This is a genomic window from Geoglobus acetivorans (genome assembly GCF_039641995.1).
Taxonomy (GTDB): Archaea; Halobacteriota; Archaeoglobi; order Archaeoglobales; family Archaeoglobaceae; genus Geoglobus; species Geoglobus acetivorans.
Genome location: NZ_CP087714.1, coordinates 97,743 through 120,048, shown reverse-complemented (window position 1 = coordinate 120,048; position 22,306 = coordinate 97,743). Strand labels below are relative to the sequence as shown.

The 22,306-nt window shown below is 44.8% G+C and carries 29 protein-coding genes and 1 pseudogene; 11 read left to right on the top strand and 19 right to left on the bottom strand.

Annotated elements, in window-relative coordinates; translation table 11 throughout:
• Positions 1–2 precede the first annotated feature (2 nt).
• Together LPQ35_RS00720 and LPQ35_RS00715 are read right to left on the bottom strand one after the other, a co-directional pair.
• The gene (locus tag LPQ35_RS00720) at positions 3–383 is read right to left on the bottom strand and encodes a PIN domain-containing protein (RefSeq protein WP_193808557.1); all 381 of its coding nucleotides are present in this window, start codon (positions 381–383) and stop codon (positions 3–5) included.
• Positions 367–582: a hypothetical protein gene (locus LPQ35_RS00715; protein ID WP_193808556.1), complete on the bottom strand. Its 216-nt coding sequence runs from the start codon at positions 580–582 to the stop codon at positions 367–369. Before LPQ35_RS00715 ends, LPQ35_RS00720 begins: the two co-directional genes overlap by 17 nt.
• 368 nt (positions 583–950) lie before the next feature.
• Between LPQ35_RS00715 and LPQ35_RS00710 the strand changes: the two genes are divergently transcribed.
• Genes LPQ35_RS00710 through LPQ35_RS00700 form a run of 3 tightly spaced genes read left to right on the top strand, consistent with a single transcriptional unit; the run spans position 951 to position 4,793 of the window.
• On the top strand, positions 951–2,561 hold the full coding sequence (locus LPQ35_RS00710; protein ID WP_193808555.1) for an alkaline phosphatase family protein: 1,611 nt from the start codon (positions 951–953) through the stop codon (positions 2,559–2,561).
• Positions 2,562–2,574: 13 nt separating this feature from the next.
• Complete coding sequence (locus tag LPQ35_RS00705) at positions 2,575–3,798, top strand: glycosyltransferase (RefSeq protein ID WP_193808554.1); 1,224 nt, start codon at positions 2,575–2,577, stop codon at positions 3,796–3,798.
• A complete protein-coding gene (locus LPQ35_RS00700) occupies positions 3,795–4,793 on the top strand; it encodes an FkbM family methyltransferase (RefSeq protein WP_193808553.1) in 999 nt (332 codons plus the stop codon). Before LPQ35_RS00705 ends, LPQ35_RS00700 begins: the two co-directional genes overlap by 4 nt.
• Positions 4,794–4,810: 17 nt before the next feature.
• Here LPQ35_RS00700 and LPQ35_RS00695 read toward each other — a convergent pair whose 3' ends face one another.
• From LPQ35_RS00695 to LPQ35_RS00650, 10 genes are all read right to left on the bottom strand, one after another.
• Positions 4,811–6,337, bottom strand: coding sequence for an oligosaccharide flippase family protein (locus LPQ35_RS00695; protein WP_193808552.1), 1,527 nt, complete (start codon positions 6,335–6,337; stop codon positions 4,811–4,813).
• Positions 6,338–6,387: 50 nt separating this feature from the next.
• Positions 6,388–6,813 (bottom strand): putative toxin-antitoxin system toxin component, PIN family, encoded by a 426-nt coding sequence (locus tag LPQ35_RS00690; RefSeq protein WP_193808551.1) that lies wholly within the window; start codon positions 6,811–6,813, stop codon positions 6,388–6,390.
• The gene (locus LPQ35_RS00685; RefSeq protein ID WP_193808550.1) at positions 6,792–7,052 is read right to left on the bottom strand and encodes an AbrB/MazE/SpoVT family DNA-binding domain-containing protein; all 261 of its coding nucleotides are present in this window, start codon (positions 7,050–7,052) and stop codon (positions 6,792–6,794) included. Before LPQ35_RS00685 ends, LPQ35_RS00690 begins: the two co-directional genes overlap by 22 nt.
• A 232-nt stretch (positions 7,053–7,284) precedes the next feature.
• Positions 7,285–7,782, bottom strand: coding sequence for a dTDP-4-dehydrorhamnose 3,5-epimerase family protein (locus LPQ35_RS00680; RefSeq protein ID WP_193808549.1), 498 nt, complete (start codon positions 7,780–7,782; stop codon positions 7,285–7,287).
• 2 nt (positions 7,783–7,784) lie between these two features.
• Complete coding sequence (locus LPQ35_RS00675; protein ID WP_193808548.1) at positions 7,785–8,126, bottom strand: toxin-antitoxin system TumE family protein; 342 nt, start codon at positions 8,124–8,126, stop codon at positions 7,785–7,787.
• Positions 8,123–8,371, bottom strand: a complete 249-nt coding sequence (locus LPQ35_RS00670) for a hypothetical protein (protein ID WP_193808547.1) — start codon at positions 8,369–8,371, stop codon at positions 8,123–8,125. The genes LPQ35_RS00675 and LPQ35_RS00670 overlap by 4 nt, the downstream gene beginning before the upstream one ends.
• Positions 8,372–8,463: 92 nt before the next feature.
• Entirely contained in the window at positions 8,464–9,330 is an 867-nt protein-coding gene (rfbD, locus tag LPQ35_RS00665; RefSeq protein ID WP_346297732.1) for a dTDP-4-dehydrorhamnose reductase, read from the bottom strand.
• 22 nt (positions 9,331–9,352) lie between these two features.
• Positions 9,353–10,354: a dTDP-glucose 4,6-dehydratase gene (gene rfbB, locus LPQ35_RS00660; protein WP_193808545.1), complete on the bottom strand. Its 1,002-nt coding sequence runs from the start codon at positions 10,352–10,354 to the stop codon at positions 9,353–9,355.
• Positions 10,355–10,363: 9 nt separating this feature from the next.
• The gene (locus LPQ35_RS00655; protein WP_193808544.1) at positions 10,364–11,419 is read right to left on the bottom strand and encodes a glucose-1-phosphate thymidylyltransferase; all 1,056 of its coding nucleotides are present in this window, start codon (positions 11,417–11,419) and stop codon (positions 10,364–10,366) included.
• 198 nt (positions 11,420–11,617) lie between these two features.
• Positions 11,618–11,890 (bottom strand): TIGR04076 family protein, encoded by a 273-nt coding sequence (locus LPQ35_RS00650; RefSeq protein ID WP_193808543.1) that lies wholly within the window; start codon positions 11,888–11,890, stop codon positions 11,618–11,620.
• A 95-nt stretch (positions 11,891–11,985) separates the two neighbouring features.
• Here LPQ35_RS00650 and glmU (LPQ35_RS00645) point away from each other — a divergent pair, with 95 nt between their 5' ends.
• The 8 genes from glmU (LPQ35_RS00645) to LPQ35_RS00610 all read left to right on the top strand — a co-directional run bounded on the left by glmU (LPQ35_RS00645) (position 11,986) and on the right by LPQ35_RS00610 (position 18,163).
• Positions 11,986–13,194, top strand: a complete 1,209-nt coding sequence (gene glmU / locus LPQ35_RS00645) for a bifunctional sugar-1-phosphate nucleotidylyltransferase/acetyltransferase (RefSeq protein ID WP_193808542.1) — start codon at positions 11,986–11,988, stop codon at positions 13,192–13,194.
• Between the two features lie 9 nt (positions 13,195–13,203).
• Positions 13,204–14,376, top strand: coding sequence for a bifunctional sugar-1-phosphate nucleotidylyltransferase/acetyltransferase (gene glmU, locus LPQ35_RS00640; RefSeq protein WP_193808541.1), 1,173 nt, complete (start codon positions 13,204–13,206; stop codon positions 14,374–14,376).
• Positions 14,377–16,152, top strand: a complete 1,776-nt coding sequence (glmS, locus tag LPQ35_RS00635) for a glutamine--fructose-6-phosphate transaminase (isomerizing) (RefSeq protein ID WP_193808540.1) — start codon at positions 14,377–14,379, stop codon at positions 16,150–16,152.
• A 78-nt stretch (positions 16,153–16,230) separates the two neighbouring features.
• Positions 16,231–16,356, top strand: a complete 126-nt coding sequence (locus LPQ35_RS00630) for a hypothetical protein (RefSeq protein ID WP_346297654.1) — start codon at positions 16,231–16,233, stop codon at positions 16,354–16,356.
• 126 nt (positions 16,357–16,482) lie between these two features.
• On the top strand, positions 16,483–16,788 hold the full coding sequence (locus LPQ35_RS00625; protein WP_193808530.1) for a UPF0175 family protein: 306 nt from the start codon (positions 16,483–16,485) through the stop codon (positions 16,786–16,788).
• Positions 16,785–17,276, top strand: a complete 492-nt coding sequence (locus LPQ35_RS00620) for a hypothetical protein (RefSeq protein WP_193808529.1) — start codon at positions 16,785–16,787, stop codon at positions 17,274–17,276. Before LPQ35_RS00625 ends, LPQ35_RS00620 begins: the two co-directional genes overlap by 4 nt.
• A gap of 93 nt (positions 17,277–17,369) precedes the next feature.
• The gene (locus LPQ35_RS00615) at positions 17,370–17,666 is read left to right on the top strand and encodes a UPF0175 family protein (protein ID WP_193808528.1); all 297 of its coding nucleotides are present in this window, start codon (positions 17,370–17,372) and stop codon (positions 17,664–17,666) included.
• Positions 17,663–18,163, top strand: coding sequence for a DUF3368 domain-containing protein (locus tag LPQ35_RS00610; protein WP_346297653.1), 501 nt, complete (start codon positions 17,663–17,665; stop codon positions 18,161–18,163). The genes LPQ35_RS00615 and LPQ35_RS00610 overlap by 4 nt, the downstream gene beginning before the upstream one ends.
• Positions 18,164–18,243: 80 nt before the next feature.
• Here LPQ35_RS00610 and LPQ35_RS00605 read toward each other — a convergent pair.
• The 7 genes and pseudogenes from LPQ35_RS00605 to LPQ35_RS00575 form a co-directional block, all read right to left on the bottom strand.
• A pseudogene (locus LPQ35_RS00605) lies at positions 18,244–18,540 on the bottom strand (HEPN domain-containing protein).
• A 93-nt stretch (positions 18,541–18,633) separates the two neighbouring features.
• Positions 18,634–18,951: a nucleotidyltransferase domain-containing protein gene (locus LPQ35_RS00600; RefSeq protein ID WP_193808644.1), complete on the bottom strand. Its 318-nt coding sequence runs from the start codon at positions 18,949–18,951 to the stop codon at positions 18,634–18,636.
• A gap of 418 nt (positions 18,952–19,369) precedes the next feature.
• Positions 19,370–19,591, bottom strand: a complete 222-nt coding sequence (locus LPQ35_RS00595) for a sulfurtransferase TusA family protein (RefSeq protein WP_193808643.1) — start codon at positions 19,589–19,591, stop codon at positions 19,370–19,372.
• The gene (locus LPQ35_RS00590; protein ID WP_193808642.1) at positions 19,588–20,376 is read right to left on the bottom strand and encodes a molybdopterin-synthase adenylyltransferase MoeB; all 789 of its coding nucleotides are present in this window, start codon (positions 20,374–20,376) and stop codon (positions 19,588–19,590) included. The genes LPQ35_RS00595 and LPQ35_RS00590 overlap by 4 nt, the downstream gene beginning before the upstream one ends.
• Before the next feature lie 2 nt (positions 20,377–20,378).
• A complete protein-coding gene (locus LPQ35_RS00585; protein ID WP_193808641.1) occupies positions 20,379–20,648 on the bottom strand; it encodes a ubiquitin-like small modifier protein 1 in 270 nt (89 codons plus the stop codon).
• Entirely contained in the window at positions 20,645–21,859 is a 1,215-nt protein-coding gene (gene thrC / locus LPQ35_RS00580; RefSeq protein ID WP_193808640.1) for a threonine synthase, read from the bottom strand. Before thrC ends, LPQ35_RS00585 begins: the two co-directional genes overlap by 4 nt.
• A gap of 64 nt (positions 21,860–21,923) precedes the next feature.
• Positions 21,924–22,304 carry a DsrE family protein gene (locus LPQ35_RS00575; RefSeq protein WP_193808639.1) on the bottom strand — a complete coding sequence of 127 codons (381 nt, stop codon included), beginning with the start codon at positions 22,302–22,304 and terminating at the stop codon, positions 21,924–21,926.
• Between the last annotated feature and the right edge of the window lie 2 nt (positions 22,305–22,306).

Genomic DNA, 22,306 nt, shown 5'->3' with positions numbered 1-22,306 from the left:
CGTCACCACACGGTTTCGACCATTCCCGATTCTCTGATTTCTTCATCTTTTGTGATGAGTTTGGCATCGAGAATCCTCGCGGTTGCGACGATTATCCTGTCGTGAAGTTCTTTCAGCTTTACTTCGGGGAGGAGTTTCAGAACCTTAAAGTTGAAGGATACTGGAACGAAGTTTCTGCCCACTTCCAGCCTGCCGAGCAGGTCTTCGAAATCAATTTCTATCCTTCCACTTTCCGCAAGATACATGCACTCCGCAAGCACAATTGTGGGGATGTAGATTATGGCGTCTCCTTTTTCCGCAGATGTGAAAATGCGGTCTGCGTTTTCCGGCAGCCTGTCCATCAGATACCAGACAAGTGGATGGGTGTCAGTTACGTAAATCATCCTCGATCTTCGGGAAAATTGATTTCTTTGCCTCCTCTATTGCGTTTTCTATTTCGTCGTCCTCAGCCAGAGGTTTTCCCATCCCTCTGAGAGACACGAGCTTTTTCTCAAGGGCTGGATCCTCCTTTGAGAATATCAGACTCTTCAGATCCCGGATCTCTCTTTCAAGCAACTCCAGTCTTCTGACGATTTCTGTCATCAGTAAACTTATTGTCTTTTATGTTTTAAAAATGTTGGTGCTTCGAAGGCGACAACTCGATTGCAGATCGACCATCAAATTGATGGCAGAGTTACCATTCTGAGTCTGTGTGGGAGTTATATACGTGACGATCAATCTGGAACTTGTGCCTACTACCATTCTCTTAATGTGGAATGTAAAATTACGGCAAGGAGAGTTTGTTGGTCTATAAAAGGTTGCCCCGAATATTTTTATTGTATCCTTCCAGCTGTTCCGGTTGAGGATTATGATTGAGACACGGAGAAACACAAAATTACGCCCCCTGAAAAATTAAAATTCCCAAAAATTTAAAAGCATTATTCTCTGTCAGACTTAAGAGGAGGTGTGTTATGGTCGATTCTCAAAAGCTACTGATCATCGGCCTCGACGGAGCAACGTGGGACATCTTAATTCCTTTAATAAATCAGAAGAAACTTCCAACGCTTGAAGAATTGCTCAGAAACGGAAGTTACGGAGTTCTGGAATCAACTATCCCTCCGGTAACCGGTGGAGCCTGGCTTTCATTGGCAACGGGGAAAACTCCCGGGAAAACAGGGGTAATTGACTTCCTGAACAGAAAGGACGAGGGTTATAAGCTACATCCGGCAACTTCTTCCGACTTTAAGGGGCACTCTTTCTGGGACTATTTAAGCAAAGCAAACAAAAAAGTCGGCATCTTCAATTACCCAATGCTGTTCCCCCCGTATAAAGTGAACGGCTTTATGATTTCTGGGTTGGGGTCTTCTCCTGATGACGAGGTTTCGTATCCGCAATCTCTAAAAAAGGAACTCGAAAAAATTGAAAGCCCGTATGAAATTTATGTTGACTATCACAACAAAAAATACGAGAATCTCGATCTTTTCATTTACGACTTGAATGAATTCCTGAGCAAATTTGAAAAATGGGTACAATACTTGGTCGAAAACGAAGAATGGGATCTGCTCTTCCTCGTTTTTTCGGTAACTGACTGGATGCAGCACATAATCTGGAGGCACATAGATGAAAACCATCCAATGTTTGATCCGGAAACGTCGCCAAGGTATAAAGACGAGTTCGTTAAATTCTGGCAGAGAATAGATAGAATTCTTGGAAACATCTTGAATATGCTCTCAGAAGATACAATCGTTTTTCTCGCATCCGATCACGGATTTGGACCCAACGACCAGACATTTAACCTTGCGAAGTGGTTGGTTTCGAAGGGATACATGGTCAGGATAAGAGACGTAAAGAAGTTCATCAAAAAATATGCATACAAAATCGCCACAATCGTGGCAAAAACACCAGTAAGGAGACTATTTTCTGCTGAAACAAGAAAAAGCGTCGGAGATGCACTGAAAACAAGCATAGTGGACGAAATTGACATTGAGAAAAGTAAAGCCTTCTGTTTAAGACACACGATTCCCTTCGGTGCCATTTACATAAACGCAAACAGTGAAAAAGAAAGGGATGAAATTAAAGCCAGATTGATACATGACTTGAAAAACTTAAGCAAAGATATTGGAAAAGAAGTCGAAGTCCAGATATACGAACCCAAAAGACTATACTCTGGAGAAAAAGTTAACCTCTTGCCTGACATAATCTTTACGATTAACGATTGGAGATGTGTTATAATCGAAGATAACTTTGATAGGCCATTATTCGAGGAAAAGCCCTTTTCGACAAGACACACAGGTGCCCATAGGTTAAATGGAATCTTCCTTGCTTATGGCCTAGGAATCAAAAAAGGCCACAAAATCGAAAGAGCAAAAATCTATGACATTGCTCCAACAATCCTCCACATCTTCGGCTTGCCAATTCCAAACGATATGGACGGGAGGGTTTTGATGGAAATATTCGAAGAAGATTCGGAGCTCGCAAAAAGAGAGCCGAAATACATTAATCCAAGCTACTACGAGAGGAAACAAGAAGATGAAAAGCTTAAAAAGGCAATAAAAAGCTTAAAGCTAAAAGGGAGGATTTAGCTTGGTGAATCATATGAAAATTGCAATTATTACTGATTCAATAGAAAAAGGTCCGACCAGTGTAGGGAAATACACAGAAAATTTGGTTAGAAATTTGTTGGAAATAAATATTGATAAAAAAGTTGATATAATTTTAATCCATGGAGAAAGGAGAAATATTGATATTTACAAAAAAGCTCGCGAGATTATGATTCCATTTTTTAAAAAGAGAAAGCAGTCATTTTTCCCTATTAGGGTTTTAGTTTTCCTTCTAACGAGTCTTTGGAATATTAAACGAAATTTTGAAATTATAAAATTTTATAAAAAAGAGGATGCCGATGTTTTACATATTCCTCACCTAGGAAGGCCTGCTCCCCCAATTGCGTATTTAGTGTTTGATTTTGACAATACATCTCTCATTGTTACTAATCATGGAATGGCCAATTTGGCACTTCCCCCTAGACTATGTTGGGGGAAATTTTTCACGGTATCAAGAATTATTTATTATATCGAATATTTGAAGTGGAAATATCTATTTAGAACACGTTTTAAAATTATGATTACTGTCTCACATTCAGAAAAAAAGAATATTGTAAAAAGCCTAGGAATTTCGCCTGAGAAAATCAAAGTTATCTATCATGGAGCCGATTACAAAAATTGTAAGTCAAAAAGAAACAGAGAAGCTGGAAAGATATTATATCAAAACTATGGAATAAATTTTCCCTTTATATTCCATCTCAGTGCATACCAACCAAAAAAGAATGTCGAGAATATAATAAAGGCCTTTGCTATTGCAAAGAAAAAGTATAATAAAATTTTAAAGAAGAAAAAACTAATAATAGGTGGTAAACAGCCAAATCGCTTAAAGAGATTAGCAAAGGACTTAGGAATTGAAGATGATGTTATTTTCGTTGGGTTTATACCAGAAGAAGAGTTACCTCTATTTTATAGCGTAGCAGAAGCCTTTGTTTTTCCTTCTTTCCATGAAAGTTTTGGAATGCCAATATTAGAAGCCATGGCTTGTGGTTGTCCAGTAATCACTTCTAATGTTTTTTCAATGCCTGAAGTAGCAGGAAAAACTGCTATTCTTGTGGATCCTTACAACCCAGAGAAAATTGCTAATGCGATCTATAAAGTTGTAAGTGACAAAAAACTAAGAAGAAAATTAACCAAATGGGGAATAGAAAGAGCTAAAAAGTTTACCTGGAAAAGATGTGCTAAGGAACATTTAAAATGTTATGTGGAGGGTGATATATGATAAAGAATTTACTAAAGAAGTCTGGTATTATTGTCTTGAAAAGTTTGGATGCAATGGAGCATCTGTTCATACCAAATAAATTGGTAGAATTTATTATCGATAAGGGACAAAAATTTTTCACTGTCCCTACTTTTTCTGCCCAAGGTTATTATCTATTCCTAACAAAGAAGTATGGTGCTGGATCCGAATTAGAGTTTCAAAAGATATTTGCTTCCATTATCAAAGAGGGGTATATCGTTGTAGATGTTGGGGCTCACTTTGGATTCTACACTTTAATAGCAGCAGAAAGGGTTGGAGATTCTGGGATAGTATTAGCTTTTGAACCTAGCTCGTTTAATTATGAAATTCTAACTTTAAATATTAACAGTAACAACTACAAAAACATAGAAACATTCAATTTTGCACTTGGGGATACAAATACAATAGCAAAGCTAGCTTTACCCAAGGGAAGCAAATCTGGTGAGAATACTATGGGAATTGCAGAAAATGCAGAAATTGTTGAAAATGTGCAAGTAAAACGATTTGATTCGATATTTTATGAAGATAAGTTATTAACCAGGGCCCCAGATATTATTAAAATAGATGTCGAAGGAGCTGAAGTTTTGGTACTAAGAGGTTTTGGGGATATACTACATAATGTAAAATATATTCTATGTGAGATTCATCCAAATCAAATGAAATTGTTGGATACGGATACTAGAGAACTCTTCGAAATATTCCAGTCTAAGGGGTTTGGGATATACATAATTCAAGATAATAAAAAACTTGCAAAATTAGTTACCCACAAGGCTATTGAAAAGAGATGCCATATAGTAGCTATAAATACTCACATCTTTAATGAAAAGGAGGAACTTCAGAAAATTTCTGATGCCTTACAACAGCCATACACCTTAGGGGCTAAGAAGCTAACATCATTCATTGCTACGTATTATATTGCCAAGCTGATATATTTAATCCAGAAAACTCTTGTTTCAAGTTATAGGAGGTTGTTTTGAAGAAACGTAAAATCTCATTAAATAATCTTCCTTATTATTTTTATTATTTTTAAATTTACTCCTAGCTTCTTTTCTATCGATGCAAGTAAGTCAATGTCCTCTTTATCAATACTTTTGCTTAATAGCACTAAAAGGAGATATAATATAAGAAAAACTACTAAGATTAGAACAGCATACCATATATTCGGCACTTTTAATTGCAAACTCTGAAGTAGTCCTAACAAAACAAAGCTAATAGCCAAAGACTTCACATAATTCCAGCTGAAGGGGTGGATTTTAGTCTTTTGGTAAAGCTTCCAAGAATTTAAAATGTTAGCAACCAAGTATGAAACTGCTGTAGCAACAGCAGCTCCTTCTATTCCATAGGATGGTATTAGCAGAGCATTTAGAATGACATTCAGCACTGCTGAAACTGATGAGGATTTTAGACCAAACCTTGTTTCTCCAATTACAACCAAACTCAATCCATTTAAGCCAAGAAAAGTATGAAACATAGAACCCAAAGCCAGAATTCTCAAGGCTTGACTTGCTGGCAAATACTTTGTCCCAAAGAGAAGTCCTATTGTTACTTCTGGAAAAAGAAACATAACACTGAATATTGGTAATGTTGATAGAAAAATCCACTTAGTTAATATTTGATATGTTCTCTTCAATTCCTTAAGTCTGTCTTTAGCATAAAGTGAAGCGGCAATTGGGGGATAAAGGAAAGCTGCAGAATTCAAGAATATAGGAATCAGCCTAGCTAGAGGTGTTGCAGCATTGTAGAGACCAACAACCTCAGAGGTTCCGTAATAGCCAAGCATTAATGTGTCTGTCCAATTCATAACAAAAATCAAAATTCCACCTAACATTAATGGAAGAGAGAATGTTAAAAGTTTCTTTCCAATTTTCATGTTGAAAGAAAGCTTAAACTCAAATAGCTTAATCTTCCACACATCAAAAGTTAGTACCAAAAGCGTGAGGGCTTGAGCAACAACATAAGCAAAAAATACATATGTGAAAGATAGCTCTAGAAAAGCTCCACCTACAACGAGGACTAAAAACACAGTGGGGTAAAGTATATTCTGAAAATAGACCTTTTCTCTAACCCTACCAAAACCTTGGGAGATTGAAATCATCATTCCAATTAAGGCCGAAAACGGCAGTGCAAAAGCCATTATTTTTAGAGCGTAAACTAATCTTTCTTCATTAAAAACTTGGGAAATGTTCTCTGCTCCAAAAATTAAAACTTTTGTCCAAATTAAACTATTTAATGCCACAATTATCAAAGCCATGGATATTAAATCCATAATTCTTGAAGATTCTCTTTCTTTATAAAAAGCAATTTCTCTAGGTAGAGCATTCTGAAGTCCAAGAGTAGATACCACAAGGGCTATGTTAAGAACTGTAAGGGCCAAATTGAAGACTCCGTACTCTCCAACCGAAAGGTATCTGGCTATTACTGCCCTGCTGATGAACCCGAAGAACATCGAAATGATTGTTCCAGCAAATACTATTCCTGTTCCTCTTGCTATTCTCTGGAGGGCATGACTGACCTCGTTCATTCTATTACCTGCCTTGGTTTTTTAATCTCCTCGCTATTTGGGGATGATCGCTATTTCATTCTCTCTATGAATTCTCTTGCAGGGATTATTTTAATTCCTTCGAATTCTCCAGCTCCCAGCAGGTGCTTATCACCACTCACTATATACTCCGCCCCGCTTTCGAGTGCGCACTCTAAGAACTTGTTATCCTCGGGGTCCTCCCGTATGATTTCCAGTTTTTTCTCTGGATTCACAACCTTAGATATTCCTGAAATTTCCTTTAGAACTTCTTTTGAATCCATCCCGGCTTTTTCCAGTACGGTCTTTATTTTCGGATACTCAAGAACTCGAGCTATTTCTTTTAAAATCTCTTCTGAGACATAAACCTCGATCTTTCCACTCCTGAATAGATCGCCGAATTCCTTACTCAAAGTCTTGTTGAAGAATATCGAGATCCAGATGTTTGTATCTAAAACTATCTTTGTTTTCTTGCCCACTCAACAGCCTCCATTACCAGTTTATCCACGTCAATATTCTCTTTTTCAACCACAGATGAAATTCTGGAACTCATCTCCAAAAGATCCAGCCGTTCTATCTTTCTCAGAATTATCTCGTCATCTCTTACAATAACTGCCAGCTTTCCACCAGACTTTATGCCCAGCGCATCCCTTACCTCCTTGGGTATCACTATCTGTCCTTTTCCAGACACTTTCACAATGCTTTCCAACTTTTCCATAATGTTGGACTGGTTGGAATCGTATAAATAGTTTAACCTACTACATGGTGATTTGCCAGCAAACATTCTTCTTGACTCTCTCGTTATTCTCTGGAGAGGTTGATTGACCTCGCTCATGCATTCACTGGCGTTTCCCCTGTTGATTTTTTAAAGTCGGTTAGAGACCCTCACACCGACCATTCCACCATGGCACAGACCACTCACTCTTCGACCTTGCCTGTAACTTCATGGATTATTTGTGTGGCGGGTAAAACCAGTCCCAGGGCTTACCACACCTTGGATCATCCTTTCGTCCATTTATGACTTTTGGAACTATTGCTGGATTGTTCCACGGCCTCCTCACTTCATCCGGATTTTCGTAGTCGTAGAGTCTGCTCACAAAGTAAACCAGCATAGCAGGTTCATTGCCAACAGCCTTGAACCCGTGCCAGTAGTGTCCCGGAACCCTCACCACCTGCGGGTTCTCTCCGGTCGAGACGATCTCGGCAAGCTCCTGCGTTTCATCATCGTATGCGCATATCTTGATGGCTCCTTTAACGCAGACGAAGTAGTCAACCTGTCCCCTCTCGTGTTTGTGCCATGCCCTGACGATTCCGGGATACGTGATGGACAGGTTCGCCTGAACGATTTTGTCCTGAAAGATGTCCCAGTCCTTCCGCATTATCTCGGTGAAGAATCCCCTCTCGTCTGCAAACCTTTTCAGGGGTTTGATAACTATACCCGGCAGCATAATCACACCTCCCCTAGGATATTCTTGACTACATTCAAAACCCTATCCAAATCTTCCAAAGGGTCTCCGGATAGGTAAGATGGCTTAATCTTCCCATCAACATCATGAAAGTGGTCTGGATACGTTTCAACAGATACATGGTGAGGTGCATTGTCCCAACCAGCTATCCGTCTGTCCTCTTTTATCAGCGTATAGCTGTATTTTCCGAGCGTTTGGTTGTGGTATACGTCAAAAATATACCCGCGAACCAGATAGGCCCTGACCTTAGTTCCAAAAAATTCCACTTTCAGTACGATATCGTAATCCAGCAACTTTTTTGCAACTTCCTTGAGAATTTCAGTCATTTAAGCTCCTCGATAAGCTTCTTCAGTTTTTCCACCTCTTCAACTGCGTTTCTCCACTCTATACTGTCTTCCCAGATTTCATGGCTGTCTAAAGGCACACCTTCTTTCTCGATTCTTCTTTCCAGCTCATTCAGTGAGCATCTGTATTTTTTTTCGAATTTAGTGACAATTGCGCTATAGTATTCAAGCTCGTTGAGAAGTCTCTTCACGATCTCATCGTGAACCTCACGCTTTATTGAAATCATGATATATCCTCTTTTTTAAATCTTAAAAACCTTTTTAGGACCTCACCCACAAAACATCTTCAGGGGTTTGATAACTGTGCCGGGGAGCATGACTATCGCTCCATTTCTCCCTTCAGCACCTTTAAAGCCTTTCTCAGCTCAAGGGGCTTCTCACTCAAGTATCTTGCAGCTTTTGAAACGTCAAGCGAGGAATCTCTCGGTCTTTTAGCGATCCAGTTTATCTCTTCCATCTTCGAGGGAATTATCAAACTCTCTTCCAGACCGAAGACTTCCGCAATCTCCTTGGCAAACTCGAACCTCGAAACCCTCGTTGCTCCGGCCAGGTGAAAAACTCCTCTATGCTCATTCTCCGCACATTCCAGGATCATCTTAGCGAGGTTCGTGTTGAGTGTTGGCGTAATATATTGGTCTGTGACAATTCTGACACTCTCTCCTTTCTCAAGCCTGTCAATCAGCCACAGAGCAAAGTTAACCTTGCCGCTCGCCGGCCTTGCTCCGTAAATAACACATGTCCTTGCGATGCAGAAGTCCTGACAGTGTTTCTCCCCAGCAAGCTTCGTGTAGCCGTAGTGGTTCACGGGATTCGTCTCATCCTCTTCCCTGTACATTCCCCTTTCACCATCGAAAACGTAGTCCGTCGAAACATACACGAGGAATGCACCTACCTCTCTCGCCACCTCGGCCACAACTTTTGTCCCCTCAGCGTTTATTCTGTGTGCCAGTTCTTTCTCCCTTTCACACCTATCGACATCGGTTAAAGCTGCAGTATGGATGACGACGTCCGGCCTCACCTCGCGGATAACTCCCCTGATGCTTTCCGGACTTGACAGGTCAAGTTTAACCGCCTCACCGAACTCGGGTTTGTGGCTGTGGTATCCTGAATAAACCTCATATCCTCTGTCAACCGCAATTTCTGCGATCTTGCTCCCCAGAAGACCACTTCCACCCGTGATGAACACATTCAAAGCATCTCACCCGAACTTACCATTTCAGCTTCCAGGGTGTGGGATGCAGGACTCTTTCATCCACGAGCTTCTCCCACCACCAGGTGTTCTCCCTGTACCACCTCACAGTCTCCTCGATTCCTTCGTCGAAACTGACCCTCGGCCTCCACCCCAGCTCCCCCCTTATTTTGGAGGAATCCAGACTGTACCTCACGTCGTGACCGGGTCTGTCCTCAACGAACTCTATCATGCTCTCATCCCTGCCAAGCATGTTCAAGATCGTTTTAACAACCTCCAGATTCGTCCTCTCCTCCCCGCTCGAGATGTTGTATATCTCGCCTTTCTCTCCTTCCTGCACCACCAGGTCAATCGCCCTGCAGTGGTCCTCCACGTACAGCCAGTCACGGACGTTCTGCCCAGTCCCGTACACCGGCACCTTCAGACCCATCAACGTTCGGATGATCGTCTTGGGAATCAGCTTCTCCGGGAACTGGTATGGCCCGTAGTTGTTTGTACACCTCGTGATCCTTGCATCAATGCCGTAGGTTCTTACGTACGACAGAACGAACAGGTCTCCGGCAGCCTTGCTGGCCGAATACGGTGAGGACGGCTTCAGCCTGTCATCCTCCTTAAATGATCCTTCCATTATATCACCATACACCTCGTCGGTGGAGATGTGAACGAAGACCGCATTGCTGTTGTGCTTCCTGATTGCCTCAAGGAGAGAATGCACCCCAACCACGTTGCTCCTCAGAAACGATTCTGGATTGGAGATGCTCCTGTCAACGTGTGTCTCTGCAGCGAAGTTGACGATGGCATCCACACCCTTAACCAGATCCTTTACAAGCTCGTAATCAGCTATGTCTCCCCTGATAAACGTGTATCTCTCGTCTCCCTCGATGTCCTTGAGATTGTCCGGGTTCGATCCGTACTTCACTGCGTCGAGATTGATAACCTCAATGTCCCTGTATTCTCGCAGAACATACCTGACAAAATTGCTCCCAATGAATCCCAGACCTCCTGTTACCAGAACCTTCATCGCTCCACCTCAGAGGATCACTTCTGAATTGTCGCCGATGACGAACCTGTGCCCTGAGGGCTTTATGCTGTCCTTCTTTATTCTGACACCCCTGCCTATCAGGCTCTCCACGATCCTGCCCGCCCTTTCTATGACGCTCTCGTCCAGCACCACGCTGTCCTCAATTTCCGTATCTCTGATAACACAACCGTTCCCGATTGCCGTGTAGGGGCCGATGTATGCGTTCTCAATCTTCGTGTTCCTGCCGATTATGCACGGCCCCTTGATGGTTGAATTCACAATCCTTGCCCCATCCTCCACAACAACCCTGCCGATAACTGTGGAGTCAGCAACTTCCCCGGAAATTCTCTCTCTGATGTCGTCAAGAATCAGCCTGTTTGCCTCGAGGATGTCCTCCGGCTTACCGGTATCCTTCCACCACCCTCTGACAATTGAGGCCTCAACGGAGTAGCCGTTCTCAACCAGCCACTGGATGGCATCTGTAATCTCGAGCTCGTTACGCCATGAAGGCTTTATGCTCTTACAGGCCTCGATTATAACGGGCTTGAAGAAGTAAATGCCAACAAGGGCAAAATTCGAAGGTGGTATCTTCGGCTTCTCCACCAGTCTCACCACATTTCCATTCTCATCGAGCTCGGCAACACCAAACCGGGATGGGTCATCGACCTCTGTCAGCAGTATGAGCGAGTCAGGGTCATTCTCCCTGAATTTCCGGGCATGATCCACAATTCCGTCCCTCAGTATGTTGTCCCCCAGATACATCACGAACTCCTCATCACCAAGAAACTCTTCGGCAACCAGGATCGCGTGTGCCAGCCCTTTGGGCTCGCCCTGGTGGATGAATGTTATTTCTGCATCCCACTCTGCCGAATTTACAGTTTCTATCACCTGCTCCCTGTTCGGACCGGTTACTATCCCTATCTCATCCACTCCTGCCTCTATAACGTCTTCTATGGCGTAGAAAAGGACGGGTTTGTTCGCAACAGGTATTAGCTGTTTTTGCTGGGAGTACGTTAGCGGACGGAGCCTCGTACCATGTCCACCTGAAAGAATGAGAGCTTTCATCGTTCTTAGATACTCATTAGGTTAATTTAAATTTTTTCGACATGACTTTAGAAAAAAATTGCCTAAATAGCTCTCTTCAAATTGTACGGCGAATAAAGCACTATGTCTGCCTTATGACAGGTCAAATTTTTGTGAGAAATTTAATGTCTGAAAACCCGTTTATCTCTTCTTCACCAATAACTGGCTTTGCGATCGGAATCATTCAACCACCTCAAGCCTGAAAATGACCTTTCCATCTCCATATGGCTTTCCCGGATCAGGGCAGGAAAGGAATATTTCCTCTGTCCCAAAAGCACTGGCATCCATTCCATGAGAAAGAGCATACGCTACATGGCTGATAGCAAAGACTGCATGAATACAGAGGGGCTTTTCAGACTCAATAAGGAAGCCATTCATGTAGAACACGTCTCTGGGTTGATAGCTGGCAGCACATTCATCTTCGACTTTTACAACCTCTATTTTGACTCTCACGTATCTGTTTGAGCAGACCAGAAATTTATATGTTGCTCCTTTCTTGAATAAATTCCCGTTAATTTTTTAACTATGCAGATCCGATAACTCTATCTGTGCAGGCCGTCATTCTTGCAGCAGGTGAAGGGACGAGAATGCGTCCGCTAACCTACACAAAGCCAAAAGTGATGCTTCCAGTGGCAAATAAACCAATTCTCCAGCACGTAATTGAGAATCTTGCCAGAGCCGGTGTCGATGAAGTTGTGCTGGTGGTGGGGTACAGGGAAGATACCGTCAGAGAGCACTTTGGCGACGAACTGGAAGGTGTGAGAATCAAGTATGTCAGGCAGACAAAGCAGCTCGGGACAGCCCACGCACTCCTCTCAGCGAAACATCTCCTCGATGACAGGTTCATGATGCTGAATGGAGACGCCATAGTCTTTGAGGATGATCTAAAACATCTCGTGAGGGAAAAGAGCGCAATCGCGGTCCGTGAAGTTTCAAATCCTCAGGATTTTGGGGTGGTAGATGTAGAAAACAACTCTGTGAAAGAAATTATTGAAAAACCAGAAAATCCTCCCTCAAATCTGATAAACGCTGGCATTTACGTTTTCACAAGGGAGATCGTGAATTACCTGGAAAAAACGCCCCTTTCTGTTAGGGGAGAATACGAGATCACCGACTCGATAACGATGGCGATTGCCGATGGTTTTGAATTCAAAGCGGTCCGGATTGAAGGGTGGATAGATGTCGGTTACCCCTGGGATCTCCTAAAAGCAAATGAAACTCTTCTGTCTCATGTTGAGTCGAAGATTGAGGGCGAGGTTGAGGACGGGGCTGTGATAAAGGGCAATGTTGTGATTGGGGAAGGAACGGTTATTATGGCCGGCAGCTACATTGTTGGGCCTGTGGTTATAGGGCAAAACTGCAGAATCGGCCCCAACTGCTACATAAGACCTTATACAGCCATCGGAGATAACTGTCACATAGGCAATGCTGTTGAAGTTAAGAACTCGATAATCATGAGCAGCACGAAGGTTCCTCATTTCAATTACATCGGAGATTCGGTCATAGGTGAAAACTGCAATTTCGGAGCGGGAACGAAGATCGCAAACCTCAGACTTGACGAAGGGGAGATTGCTGTGAATGTTAAGGGCAGGGTTGTAATAACTGGCAGGAAGAAATTTGGGGCAGCCATAGGTGACAATGTCAAAACCGGCATCAATGCCTCAATAAATGTTGGCACTCTGATAGGAAATAACGTTTTTATTGGTCCAGGGGCTGTTGTTGATGGAGTTGTTGAACCGAACTCGAAGGTGTATTAGGTGGGATGTATGAAAGCCGTCATTCTTGCAGCCGGAGAGGGCCAGAGGCTGAGGCCCTTTACAGCAAGCAAGCCGAAGGTCATGATCAAGGTCGGAAACAGGCCAATCCTCCAGTATGTGGTTGATGCTCTCAGAAATGCTGGCATTCACGATATCGTAATGGTTGTTGGCTACAGGAAGGACAGAGTAATGAGCTACTTTGGAGACGGGAAAAAATTCGGTGTCAAGATCGAGTACGCCTTTCAGGAACAGCAGCTCGGCACTGCTCACGCTCTCAAGCAGGCAGAAAGATTCGTTGAGGGGGAGTTTTTACTTGTTCCGGGAGACAACATAATTGATGTCAGAACGATAAACTGTGCCCTTAATGAGAAAAATTCGATTGTTTACAAGGTAATTGAGGGCGTATCGAAGTATGGAGTCCTGAGATTAAGGGATGACGGGACTGTATCCGAAATTGTCGAAAAACCGTCGGAAACTGTGAGCTACCTCGCCAACACCGGTGTTTATCATCTCGACTCGTCAATTTTCGATTACATTTTGAATGAGAGGGATTTAACGGCTGTGGTAAACTCCATGATTGGGAATGGTGTTGCATTCAGGGCGGTTGAGACCAGAGGTGTATGGCTGGACGTCGTTTATCCCTGGGATATTCCTGCTGTAAATGAGTATGCACTCAATTTCAGGGGTAGAAAGGTCTCGGGAAAGGTTGAAAGTGGCGTAACGATTGTCGGAGACGTGATTGTGGAAAATGGATGCGTGTTACGGAGCGGTTCTTACATAAAGGGACCTGTCATGATAGGAGAAAACTGTGAAATTGGGCCCAACGCTGTAATCGGTCCGGGAGTTTCCATAGGAAACAACACGAAAATTGAACCCTTCTCCGTTATAGAGAACAGCGTTATCGGGGATAATGTTAGAGTCGGGAGCGGTAGCAGAATTGAGGGTTCTGTGATCGACTCCGGGACGAGAATTATGCCGGGATTTACTGCGGTAAAGGACGCAGTATCAGTCGAGGTGGATGGTGCGGTCATTAGGATTGAAACCGGGACCTTCATAGGTGAGAGGTGCAGGATGGGTGCCAAGGCAACTGCAATGCCCGGTACGGTTGTGGGGAATGATGTTGAGGTTGCCCCCCTGAAGGTTCTCTCCGGAAAACTCCCCGATAAATCAAGGGTGTTGTGAATGTGTGGAATCGTTGGCTATCTCGGATTCAGAAGGGCAGATGGAGTTATAATTTCCGCTCTCAAGAGGCTTGAGTACAGGGGATACGATTCATGGGGTGTGGCAGTCAGAGATGGTAACGAAATCAGGATCATAAAGAAGGTGGGGGCGATAGGCGATGTTGACTCGTACAGCATAGCCGGGGGAAATCTGGGTGTGGGGCATACCAGGTGGGCAACTCACGGAAAACCGTCCGAAATAAACGCCCACCCCCATACTGATTGCAGCGGTAAAATTGCCGTCGTCCACAACGGGATAATCTCGAACTTTCAATCGCTGAAAGAGGAACTTGAAAGCAGAGGTCACCTGTTCAAATCTGAAACAGATACCGAGGTTATTGCACACCTTATTGAGGAATCCTATCGGGGTGATTTGAAGGAGGCTGTGATTGAGGCCGTTGAAAGGCTGAAGGGGTCTTACGCCATTGTTGCTCTCCATGCTGAAAAAGATGAGCTTGTGGCAGTGAGATACAAGAGCCCGCTTGTGCTTGGCGCTGGAGATGAGGAATGGATAATAGCTTCTGACGTACCTGCCATTCTGGATTACACGAACCGGGTTGTTTACCTTGAAGACGGAGATATGGTAGTTCTGAACAGAGATGGCTTTGAAGTGTGGAATAATGGAACGAGAGTTGAGAGAAGGATTGAGATGATTCCGTGGAGCATAGAGGATGCGGAGAGGGGTGGTTACGAGCATTTCATGCTCAAAGAGATACATGAAATCCCAAAGGTTATTGAGGATACGCTGTTTGAGTACCTCTCAGAAGATATAGAGATGGATGCCAGCTTTTCAGCAGGCATCTCCGAAATTGTGTTCATTGCCTGCGGCACCTCCTACCATGCAAGCCTCGTGGGCAAGTACCTGATTGAGAAACTCACAGGAATTCCGGTCAGAGTTGAGTTTGCGTCGGAGTTTATATATCACCAGCCACCAATGCACAGGGCCCTTACCATAGCCATAACGCAATCCGGAGAGACTGCAGACACGCTTGAGGCGATGAGGATTGCAAAGAAGCTCGGAGCAAAGACACTTGCCATAGTGAACGTCCTTGGAAGTACGGCGACGAGAGTGGCTGATCACGTTTTATACACGAGAGCCGGGCCAGAAATAAGCGTTGCGGCCACAAAATCATTCATCGCTCAGCTGATAGTTCTTTATCTTATCGCCTTGAAACTCTCAAGATTGCCGGGAAGCGAGGTTAACAGACTTATTGACGAACTGAGGGCAATGCCTGAGCTTGTCAGAAAGGTTCTGGAGCGGGAAGGTGAAATCGAACAGATTGCAGTTCTGATTTCTGGCTATGAGAACATGATGTACATAGGGAGGGGGATAGGAGTCCCCATTGCCATGGAGGGTGCGCTCAAGATGAAAGAGATATCCTACATTCATGCCGAGGCGTATCCTGCCGGTGAACTCAAGCATGGGTCTTTTGCACTGCTCGGAGAGAAAACTCCGGTTATTGCATCCCTGGTTCCTGACGAAACCTACGAGATAATGCTTAATAACATCAAGGAGGTTAAGGCAAGAGAGTCTGTTGTTGTTGCAGTAGCGGATGAAGACGACCAGGAAGTGGAGAAATATGTTGACTTTGTAATCCGAGTTCCAAAAACCGAACATATCTTCTCTGCCATAACCCACTCCGTTGTACTTCAGCTCTTGGCCTACCACACTGCAAGGAAGAGGGGCTGCGAGATAGACAAACCCAGAAATCTTGCGAAGAGCGTTACGGTTGAGTAGAAGCTTCACGTTTAAATTAATCTCCTAGTTTAGCGAATCTCTGGTGGTTAGTTGGTTGGGACTGCCAGATACATTTTGATGGTAGTTGAGAACAGGCTTGAGGGAAGGTTCGGGGTTAAGGTCAGGGACAGAGTGAAGCTGATAGCAAATCCCATAGAGAGGATGGGCTGTACAACGTCGGAGGGGGCTCTATGGAGAGTGTAAATCCAATATGTCGGAGCTGGACGTTGAGAATATTCTTCTTTTTTGCTCTTTCTGGAGACCTCTGGACACTCTACTGGCTCTTTGCTGAACAAAATGCTTAAGTATACACTGTAATAAAATGTAATCATGAAACTGGTAACAACTTCGGTAAGACTACCCAAGGATATTATCGATGAAATCGAAAAATTCAGTAAAGACGAGGGGATTGACAAAGGGACTTTCGTGCGGAAACTAATAGCTGAATCTCTCAGAGAATACAGAATTAAAAAAGCACTCGAACTTTACAGGGAGAGAAAAATCTCGCTCTGGAAGGCTGCTGAAATTGCCGGGATTACATACAGTGAGGCTCTGGAAGAGCTGAAGAGGAGGAATATTCCGTTCAAGTATGATCTTCAAGACTTGGAAGCTGACCTGTACTGGGCGATGAAATGAGTGCTGTAAGCAACGCTGGTCCACTCATACACCTCGCAAAAATCGGGAAGCTACACCTGCTGAAAGAAATATTTGGGAAAATACTGATTCCGCAAACTGTAAAGCTGGAGGTCGTTGACAGGGGGAAGGAGAGAGGGGAGCCAGATGCGTTTCTGATCGAGAGTATGGACTGGATCAGGGTTGTTAAGGATCCGTCTGGTGCAGACATCCTGTCGGATCGGGCAGGAATACATTTTGGAGAAGCCTGTGCAATCATTTTAGCCAGATCTCTTGGTGTTCCGGTTCTTCTTGATGATTCCGACGCAAGGAAATTCGCTCTGGGTTTGGGCCTGGAAGTTGTAGGGTCGCTGGGTGTAATCATCAAAGCGATAAAGGAGAACCTCATCTCAAAGAATGAGGGTCTGGCAGACCTGGAAAAGCTTGCAAACGTTATGTGGATTAATGTTGGAGTTTACGGGAAAGCGAGAAAGATCATTGAAACTCTGTGAGCATATCTGAAAAATTCTGTTGCTGTTATAACACAAGGGCGATGAAGGTGGTGTTGCACAATGCTTAAGTATTAAAATGAATAACTTTAATACATGCCCGTAACCTTAACAACGAGGGTTGATGACGATCTTGCGAAGCTCATCGACGATATTGCGGCAAAAGAGGGTATGGATCGGTCAACTGTCATCAGGAGATTTCTGACAAGGGCTGCAAAAGACTGGCTGATTGAGAGGAGCCTGAAGGATTACGAGGAGGGAAAAATAACCCTGTGGCAGGTGGCTGAGAGATGCGGTTTATCGCTCTGGGAAGCAGTAAGCGAGGTTGAGAAGAGGGAAATACACGTTCCCTACACCCCTGAAGATCTGGAAGAGGATCTTGAAGGCATATGATCGTCTCCAACGCAACTCCGCTCATCTACCTTGCAAAAGCAGGAAAACTGCATTTGCTTAAGATTTTTGGCGAGGTCGTAATCCCTGAGGAAGTGAAAATCGAGGTTGTGGATAGGGGAAAGGCGCTGGAAAAAGCAGACGCTTATGTTATCGAGAAGGCCATCAACGAGGGCTGGATCAGAGTGATGAAAGCTGAGATGGTAAACCTGGCGTTGGAACTTCACCCGGGAGAGAAGGCTGTTCTCTCACTCGCTAAGCATCTCGGTGTAAAAGAGGTTCTGGTTGACGAAAAACCTGCAAGGTTTGCTGCAAAACTGCTCGGCTTGAAGCCAAGGGGGACGGTATTCGTTCTGCTGAGGGCTTTACAGGAGGGTATGCTGGACTTTGACGGGTTCCTGGATATTCTTCATGAAATGCTGAAACATGGCTACAGGTTGAGAGAAGATGTTGCCGTTGAGGCGATAAAAGAGGCAAAGAGGATTGCCAGCCGGAAATAGAGAGCGCCTGTTTTCGCTTCGGTAAAATTTGATGTCCTGTGAAGAAGACCTCTTACCTGACCAAGAATTCTCCTCAACATTCACGGTTTCCTCAGCTCTTCCAAGGCTCTCTTTATCCTGTCAAGAAATTTTTCGGCATCCTCAATTATCTCCCTTGCTTCTTCTCTGTCGATTTTTCTTTCGACATCGTACTCTGCAGCTTCTCTCCTGTCTTTGGCATGAGCAAAAGCATATCCGTAAACTTCCTCTACAAATCCTTTCTTTACGAATTCAAGACCAAACTTTGAGATTACACCCCTGTGAGCCTTGGGCTAGATATCCTTCAGGGCTAAAAGTGCTTTAGCAGCATAAAACATGGAGTAGTAAGCCCTGCTCACGGCATCACTGTAAAACCCACCCTCAAAGAGATATTTTGCAATTTTGCAGCCTCCAGCTTCTCTTCTGCTATCCCTATGTATTTTTCCTGTAGCTCATGCAATCTTTATGCCCTCCCGCATCACATTCCTTATAAATGGCGTTTTTTGCTGTACATCCTCCGAACCGAGGATTTTTACAGATATGTGCTCCCCGGTATCAAGCAACACGTCAAAGGCGAGTCTGGTCATAGCTCTCCAGCCCTCAGCTTTCTTCCCGTTCCAGACAACCAGTATATCTATATCTGAATCCTCTTTAGCCTCTCCTCTCGCAACAGAACCAAAGAGGATGATACTTTCCACCATATCGCCGTATTCTTCTATGGCCCTTCTTACGAATTCATCGATGGCTTTTCGATAACGAGCCTCAATCATTGTAATAATTTTCTGTTAGAACCCAAATAAACATTTTGTTTACCGTGCTGGTATGATGTAGTGGGTTTTCTTTTCCGCCACTCTGTTGCTGTTTTATGTGTGAAAAGTCAATGAAATGTAGTCTTCACAGGTCGATAAAAATACCATTGAGATGATTTCTGTTTATGGGGTTTAAAAAAGAACATCGGGATAAATCTCCAGCTATCTATTCGGATTTGGGTGTTGAGACTGCTGTTGAGTCTCAGCCAAATGCTGATTGGTTACAGAATAGAACCTTGAGGTATATAATGAGTGGCTGGGGAAATACCCTGGCCAATAACCTTCAACTGGGAGTGGAAAATCCCACTGCCTGCTTGGCGCGATTTCCGATTTGCTATTGTATAAAAAAACATAATGTTAAAATTCTCGATTCAGCAACCTACTTTTTCCTTATCACGATCTTCCACTCGTCCTCGCCAATCTTCTCGATTGAAAGCACCTCGTGTCCCTCTGCCTGGACGCTTCTGGGCACGTCTCTGATTGCTGGTTCGTGATCGAATATCACTTCCAGAGTCTCCCCGCTCTCCATGTCCTCGAGTGCCACCTTGGTTTTGACGAACGTGAATGGGCAGACCTCTCCTCTCAGATCGAGCTTTTTCATAGCTGACAGCTCTCCGCGTACTTTTCCGGAATTATGTCCTTAACCTTTCCGCTGCATACCGGACACTCCGGATCCTTCTTCAGCTTGAGTTCAGTGAACTCCATGGTAAGCAGGTCGACGATGAGCATTCTGTTCTTGAGAGGTTCTCCGATGCCGGTCAGGAGTTTGATCGCCTCTACTGATTGCAGAGTCCCGAGAACGCCGACCGTGGCTCCAATAACTCCTGCCTCCTGACAGGTTGGAACGCTTCCCGGAGGGGGTGCGTGCCTGAAAACGCACCTGTAGCATGCAGTCTCTCCCGGAACGATCGTCATTATCTCTCCCTCGAACCTCAGCACGGCTGCGTGGACGAATGGTACTCCTTCTATGACGCATGCGTCGTTTATCAGAAACCTCGCCACGAAGTTGTCCGTGCAGTCCAGCACGACATCGTAGTTTCTGACTATCTCCCTCGCATTCTCGGGGTCAAGGTGGAATGGGTACACCGTAACCTCTACATCGGGGTTGAGCCTTTCGACGAAATCTTTTGCACTCTCTGCCTTGTTCTTGCCAAGGTTTCCTGCGTGGATTGTCTGTCTCTGCAGGTTGGATATGTCTACAGCATCACCGTCCACAATGCCGAGGTGGCCGACGCCAGCCCCGGCAAGATACTGGATTGCCGGGCTTCCGAGTCCACCGGCCCCAACCACCAGTACCTTTGACTCCAGCAGCTTCCTCTGGCCCTTAACTCCTATTTCGGGCATTATTATCTGTCTTGCATATCTCTTAATCTGCTCCTCGTTCATTTTCAACCTCCTGATATTGCGGGTATGAATGCGACCTCGTCGCCGCCCTTGATTTCCGTATCCAGACCGTTCAGGAACCTGATATCTTCTCCGTTCACGAATATGTTTATGAATGGACTTAGGTCTCCATCCTTTATGAGTCTTTCTTTCAGCTGGGGATAATCCTCGAAGAGCTTTTCGAGAAGCTGGGATACTGTGGTAACACCATCCACCTCGATTCTCCTCTTACCGGTTATCTGCACGAAAACGGTTGGGAACTTCACCCTGATCATGCTATCACCTCCTCGAAATCTTCAAGTCTCGGTCTTATCTTGAGCGTATCGTCGAGATAATCCACTATGGCCTCTCCGGTCTTGAGACCGTTTCCTGTCAGGTAAGCAACAACAACATCGCTCCTGTCTATTCTGCCTTCCTCAACAAGCTTCTTCAACCCCGCAACCGTAACGCCGCCCGCAAGCTCGGTGAAAATGCCCTCCGTTTTTGCGAGCAGTTTGATGCCCTCGATGGCCTCCCTGTCCACCGGATCTTCGGCATACCCGCCCGTTTTTTCGATGATTTCCTTGGCGAATATGCCGTCAGCCGGGTTGCCTATTGCAAGGCTGTGGACGATCGTGTCCATCTTCCTCACCGGTTCAACCCTGGTTCCAAGCTTCACGGCTCTGGATATTGGCAGTCCGTGGGGCTGGGAGCCGTTGAACACCACATCCTTCTCATCGACCAGCCCAACCCTCTCAAGGTCTCTGAATCCCCTGTATATTGCGCACAGCAACGCTCCCGACGCCATCGGGACAACAACCTGATCCGGAAGTGTCCATCCGAGCCTTTCAGCAGCTTCGTAAGCAAGGGTCTTGCTGCCCTCTGCATAGAACGGCCTCAGGTTTATGTTCACGAACCCCCAGTCCGGATGCTCCTCAGCAACCTCAGTTGCGATTCTGTTCGCGTCATCGTAAGTGCCGTCCACCTCTATCACGTTTGCCCCATGCACGAGCGCCTGGATTATCTTGTTCTTCTCTATACCCCTCGGGACGAAAATGTATGCCGGCAGTCTGGCCTTTGCGGCATGCGCGGCAATGCTGCCCGCAAGGTTTCCCGTCGAGGCACATCCGACGGCCTTCATTCCGAACTCCTTGGCCTTCGTAACCGCAACGCTCACGACCCTGTCCTTGAACGAGTACGTCGGGTTCGTGGAATCGTCTATCAGAAACAGGTTTTTGAGGCCGAGCTCCTCACCCAAGTTACTCGCCCTGATGAACCTGGTGAATCCCGCACCGAGGTCAACAGGTTCGCCATCAACCGGAAGGAAGTCCTTGTACCTCCAGAGGGATTTTGGACCCTTCTCGATTTTTTCCCTGCTGACCCTGTTCTTTATCCACTCCCAGTCGTATTTTACCTCGAGCGGGCCGAAACAGTTATCACAAGTGTAAAGCGCTTCCGGAGGAAACTCTTTACCGCAAATCCTGCACCTCAGTCCTGTAACCTTCATGGAGTCAGCATAGCCCCATGAATATAAATAATTTTCGACGGTGTTAAAATTAACATTTGTAATTTCAGATGAAGATGACTTTCTCACCGGTCATAAGCTGCTCCGCAAGCCCCCCAACTCTGTCAACCCACTCGGGCAGATCATTCTCGCTGTATCCGAGAATGTCCAGGCTTCCGCTGCAGACTACGATTTCCACATTCCCGAACTGCTTTCCAAGCTCGATCATCTCTCCAAGTGATTTCATTTTACCGGAATCCATCGCCTTTTTTATGATATCGTCCTTTCTCTCATCGCCGGTCTCTGCAGTGTCTCTGACAACCGTGTCGATTGCCCAGTACGTGAGAAAAATGGAAACTTTCTCTCCCAAAGCTGAATAGGTCGATGCCATGCTGAACGCATGGTATATTCGGTCCCACTCACCGCTGTGAACGATTATGCTGATCATCA

Coding starts and splice junctions, on each gene's coding strand:
- LPQ35_RS00620 (WP_193808529.1), top strand. CDS start 16,785: ATGAGTGCTGTAAGCAACGCTGGTCCACTCATACACCTCGCAAAAATC.
- LPQ35_RS00625 (WP_193808530.1), top strand. CDS start 16,483: ATGAAACTGGTAACAACTTCGGTAAGACTACCCAAGGATATTATCGAT.
- LPQ35_RS00695 (WP_193808552.1), bottom strand. CDS start 6,337: ATGAACGAGGTCAGTCATGCCCTCCAGAGAATAGCAAGAGGAACAGGA.
- LPQ35_RS00615 (WP_193808528.1), top strand. CDS start 17,370: ATGCCCGTAACCTTAACAACGAGGGTTGATGACGATCTTGCGAAGCTC.
- LPQ35_RS00575 (WP_193808639.1), bottom strand. CDS start 22,304: ATGATCAGCATAATCGTTCACAGCGGTGAGTGGGACCGAATATACCAT.
- LPQ35_RS00680 (WP_193808549.1), bottom strand. CDS start 7,782: ATGCTGCCGGGTATAGTTATCAAACCCCTGAAAAGGTTTGCAGACGAG.
- LPQ35_RS00600 (WP_193808644.1), bottom strand. CDS start 18,951: ATGATTGAGGCTCGTTATCGAAAAGCCATCGATGAATTCGTAAGAAGG.
- LPQ35_RS00590 (WP_193808642.1), bottom strand. CDS start 20,376: ATGAACGAGGAGCAGATTAAGAGATATGCAAGACAGATAATAATGCCC.
- LPQ35_RS00610 (WP_346297653.1), top strand. CDS start 17,663: ATGATCGTCTCCAACGCAACTCCGCTCATCTACCTTGCAAAAGCAGGA.
- LPQ35_RS00710 (WP_193808555.1), top strand. CDS start 951: ATGGTCGATTCTCAAAAGCTACTGATCATCGGCCTCGACGGAGCAACG.
- thrC (WP_193808640.1), bottom strand. CDS start 21,859: ATGAAGGTTACAGGACTGAGGTGCAGGATTTGCGGTAAAGAGTTTCCT.
- LPQ35_RS00720 (WP_193808557.1), bottom strand. CDS start 383: ATGATTTACGTAACTGACACCCATCCACTTGTCTGGTATCTGATGGAC.
- LPQ35_RS00715 (WP_193808556.1), bottom strand. CDS start 582: ATGACAGAAATCGTCAGAAGACTGGAGTTGCTTGAAAGAGAGATCCGG.
- LPQ35_RS00670 (WP_193808547.1), bottom strand. CDS start 8,371: ATGATTTCAATAAAGCGTGAGGTTCACGATGAGATCGTGAAGAGACTT.
- rfbB (WP_193808545.1), bottom strand. CDS start 10,354: ATGAAGGTTCTGGTAACAGGAGGTCTGGGATTCATTGGGAGCAATTTT.
- LPQ35_RS00705 (WP_193808554.1), top strand. CDS start 2,575: ATGAAAATTGCAATTATTACTGATTCAATAGAAAAAGGTCCGACCAGT.
- LPQ35_RS00630 (WP_346297654.1), top strand. CDS start 16,231: ATGGTAGTTGAGAACAGGCTTGAGGGAAGGTTCGGGGTTAAGGTCAGG.
- LPQ35_RS00655 (WP_193808544.1), bottom strand. CDS start 11,419: ATGAAAGCTCTCATTCTTTCAGGTGGACATGGTACGAGGCTCCGTCCG.
- LPQ35_RS00675 (WP_193808548.1), bottom strand. CDS start 8,126: ATGACTGAAATTCTCAAGGAAGTTGCAAAAAAGTTGCTGGATTACGAT.
- glmU (WP_193808541.1), top strand. CDS start 13,204: ATGAAAGCCGTCATTCTTGCAGCCGGAGAGGGCCAGAGGCTGAGGCCC.
- LPQ35_RS00685 (WP_193808550.1), bottom strand. CDS start 7,052: ATGGAAAAGTTGGAAAGCATTGTGAAAGTGTCTGGAAAAGGACAGATA.
- LPQ35_RS00585 (WP_193808641.1), bottom strand. CDS start 20,648: ATGATCAGGGTGAAGTTCCCAACCGTTTTCGTGCAGATAACCGGTAAG.
- LPQ35_RS00595 (WP_193808643.1), bottom strand. CDS start 19,591: ATGAAAAAGCTCGATCTGAGAGGAGAGGTCTGCCCATTCACGTTCGTC.
- glmS (WP_193808540.1), top strand. CDS start 14,377: ATGTGTGGAATCGTTGGCTATCTCGGATTCAGAAGGGCAGATGGAGTT.
- LPQ35_RS00700 (WP_193808553.1), top strand. CDS start 3,795: ATGATAAAGAATTTACTAAAGAAGTCTGGTATTATTGTCTTGAAAAGT.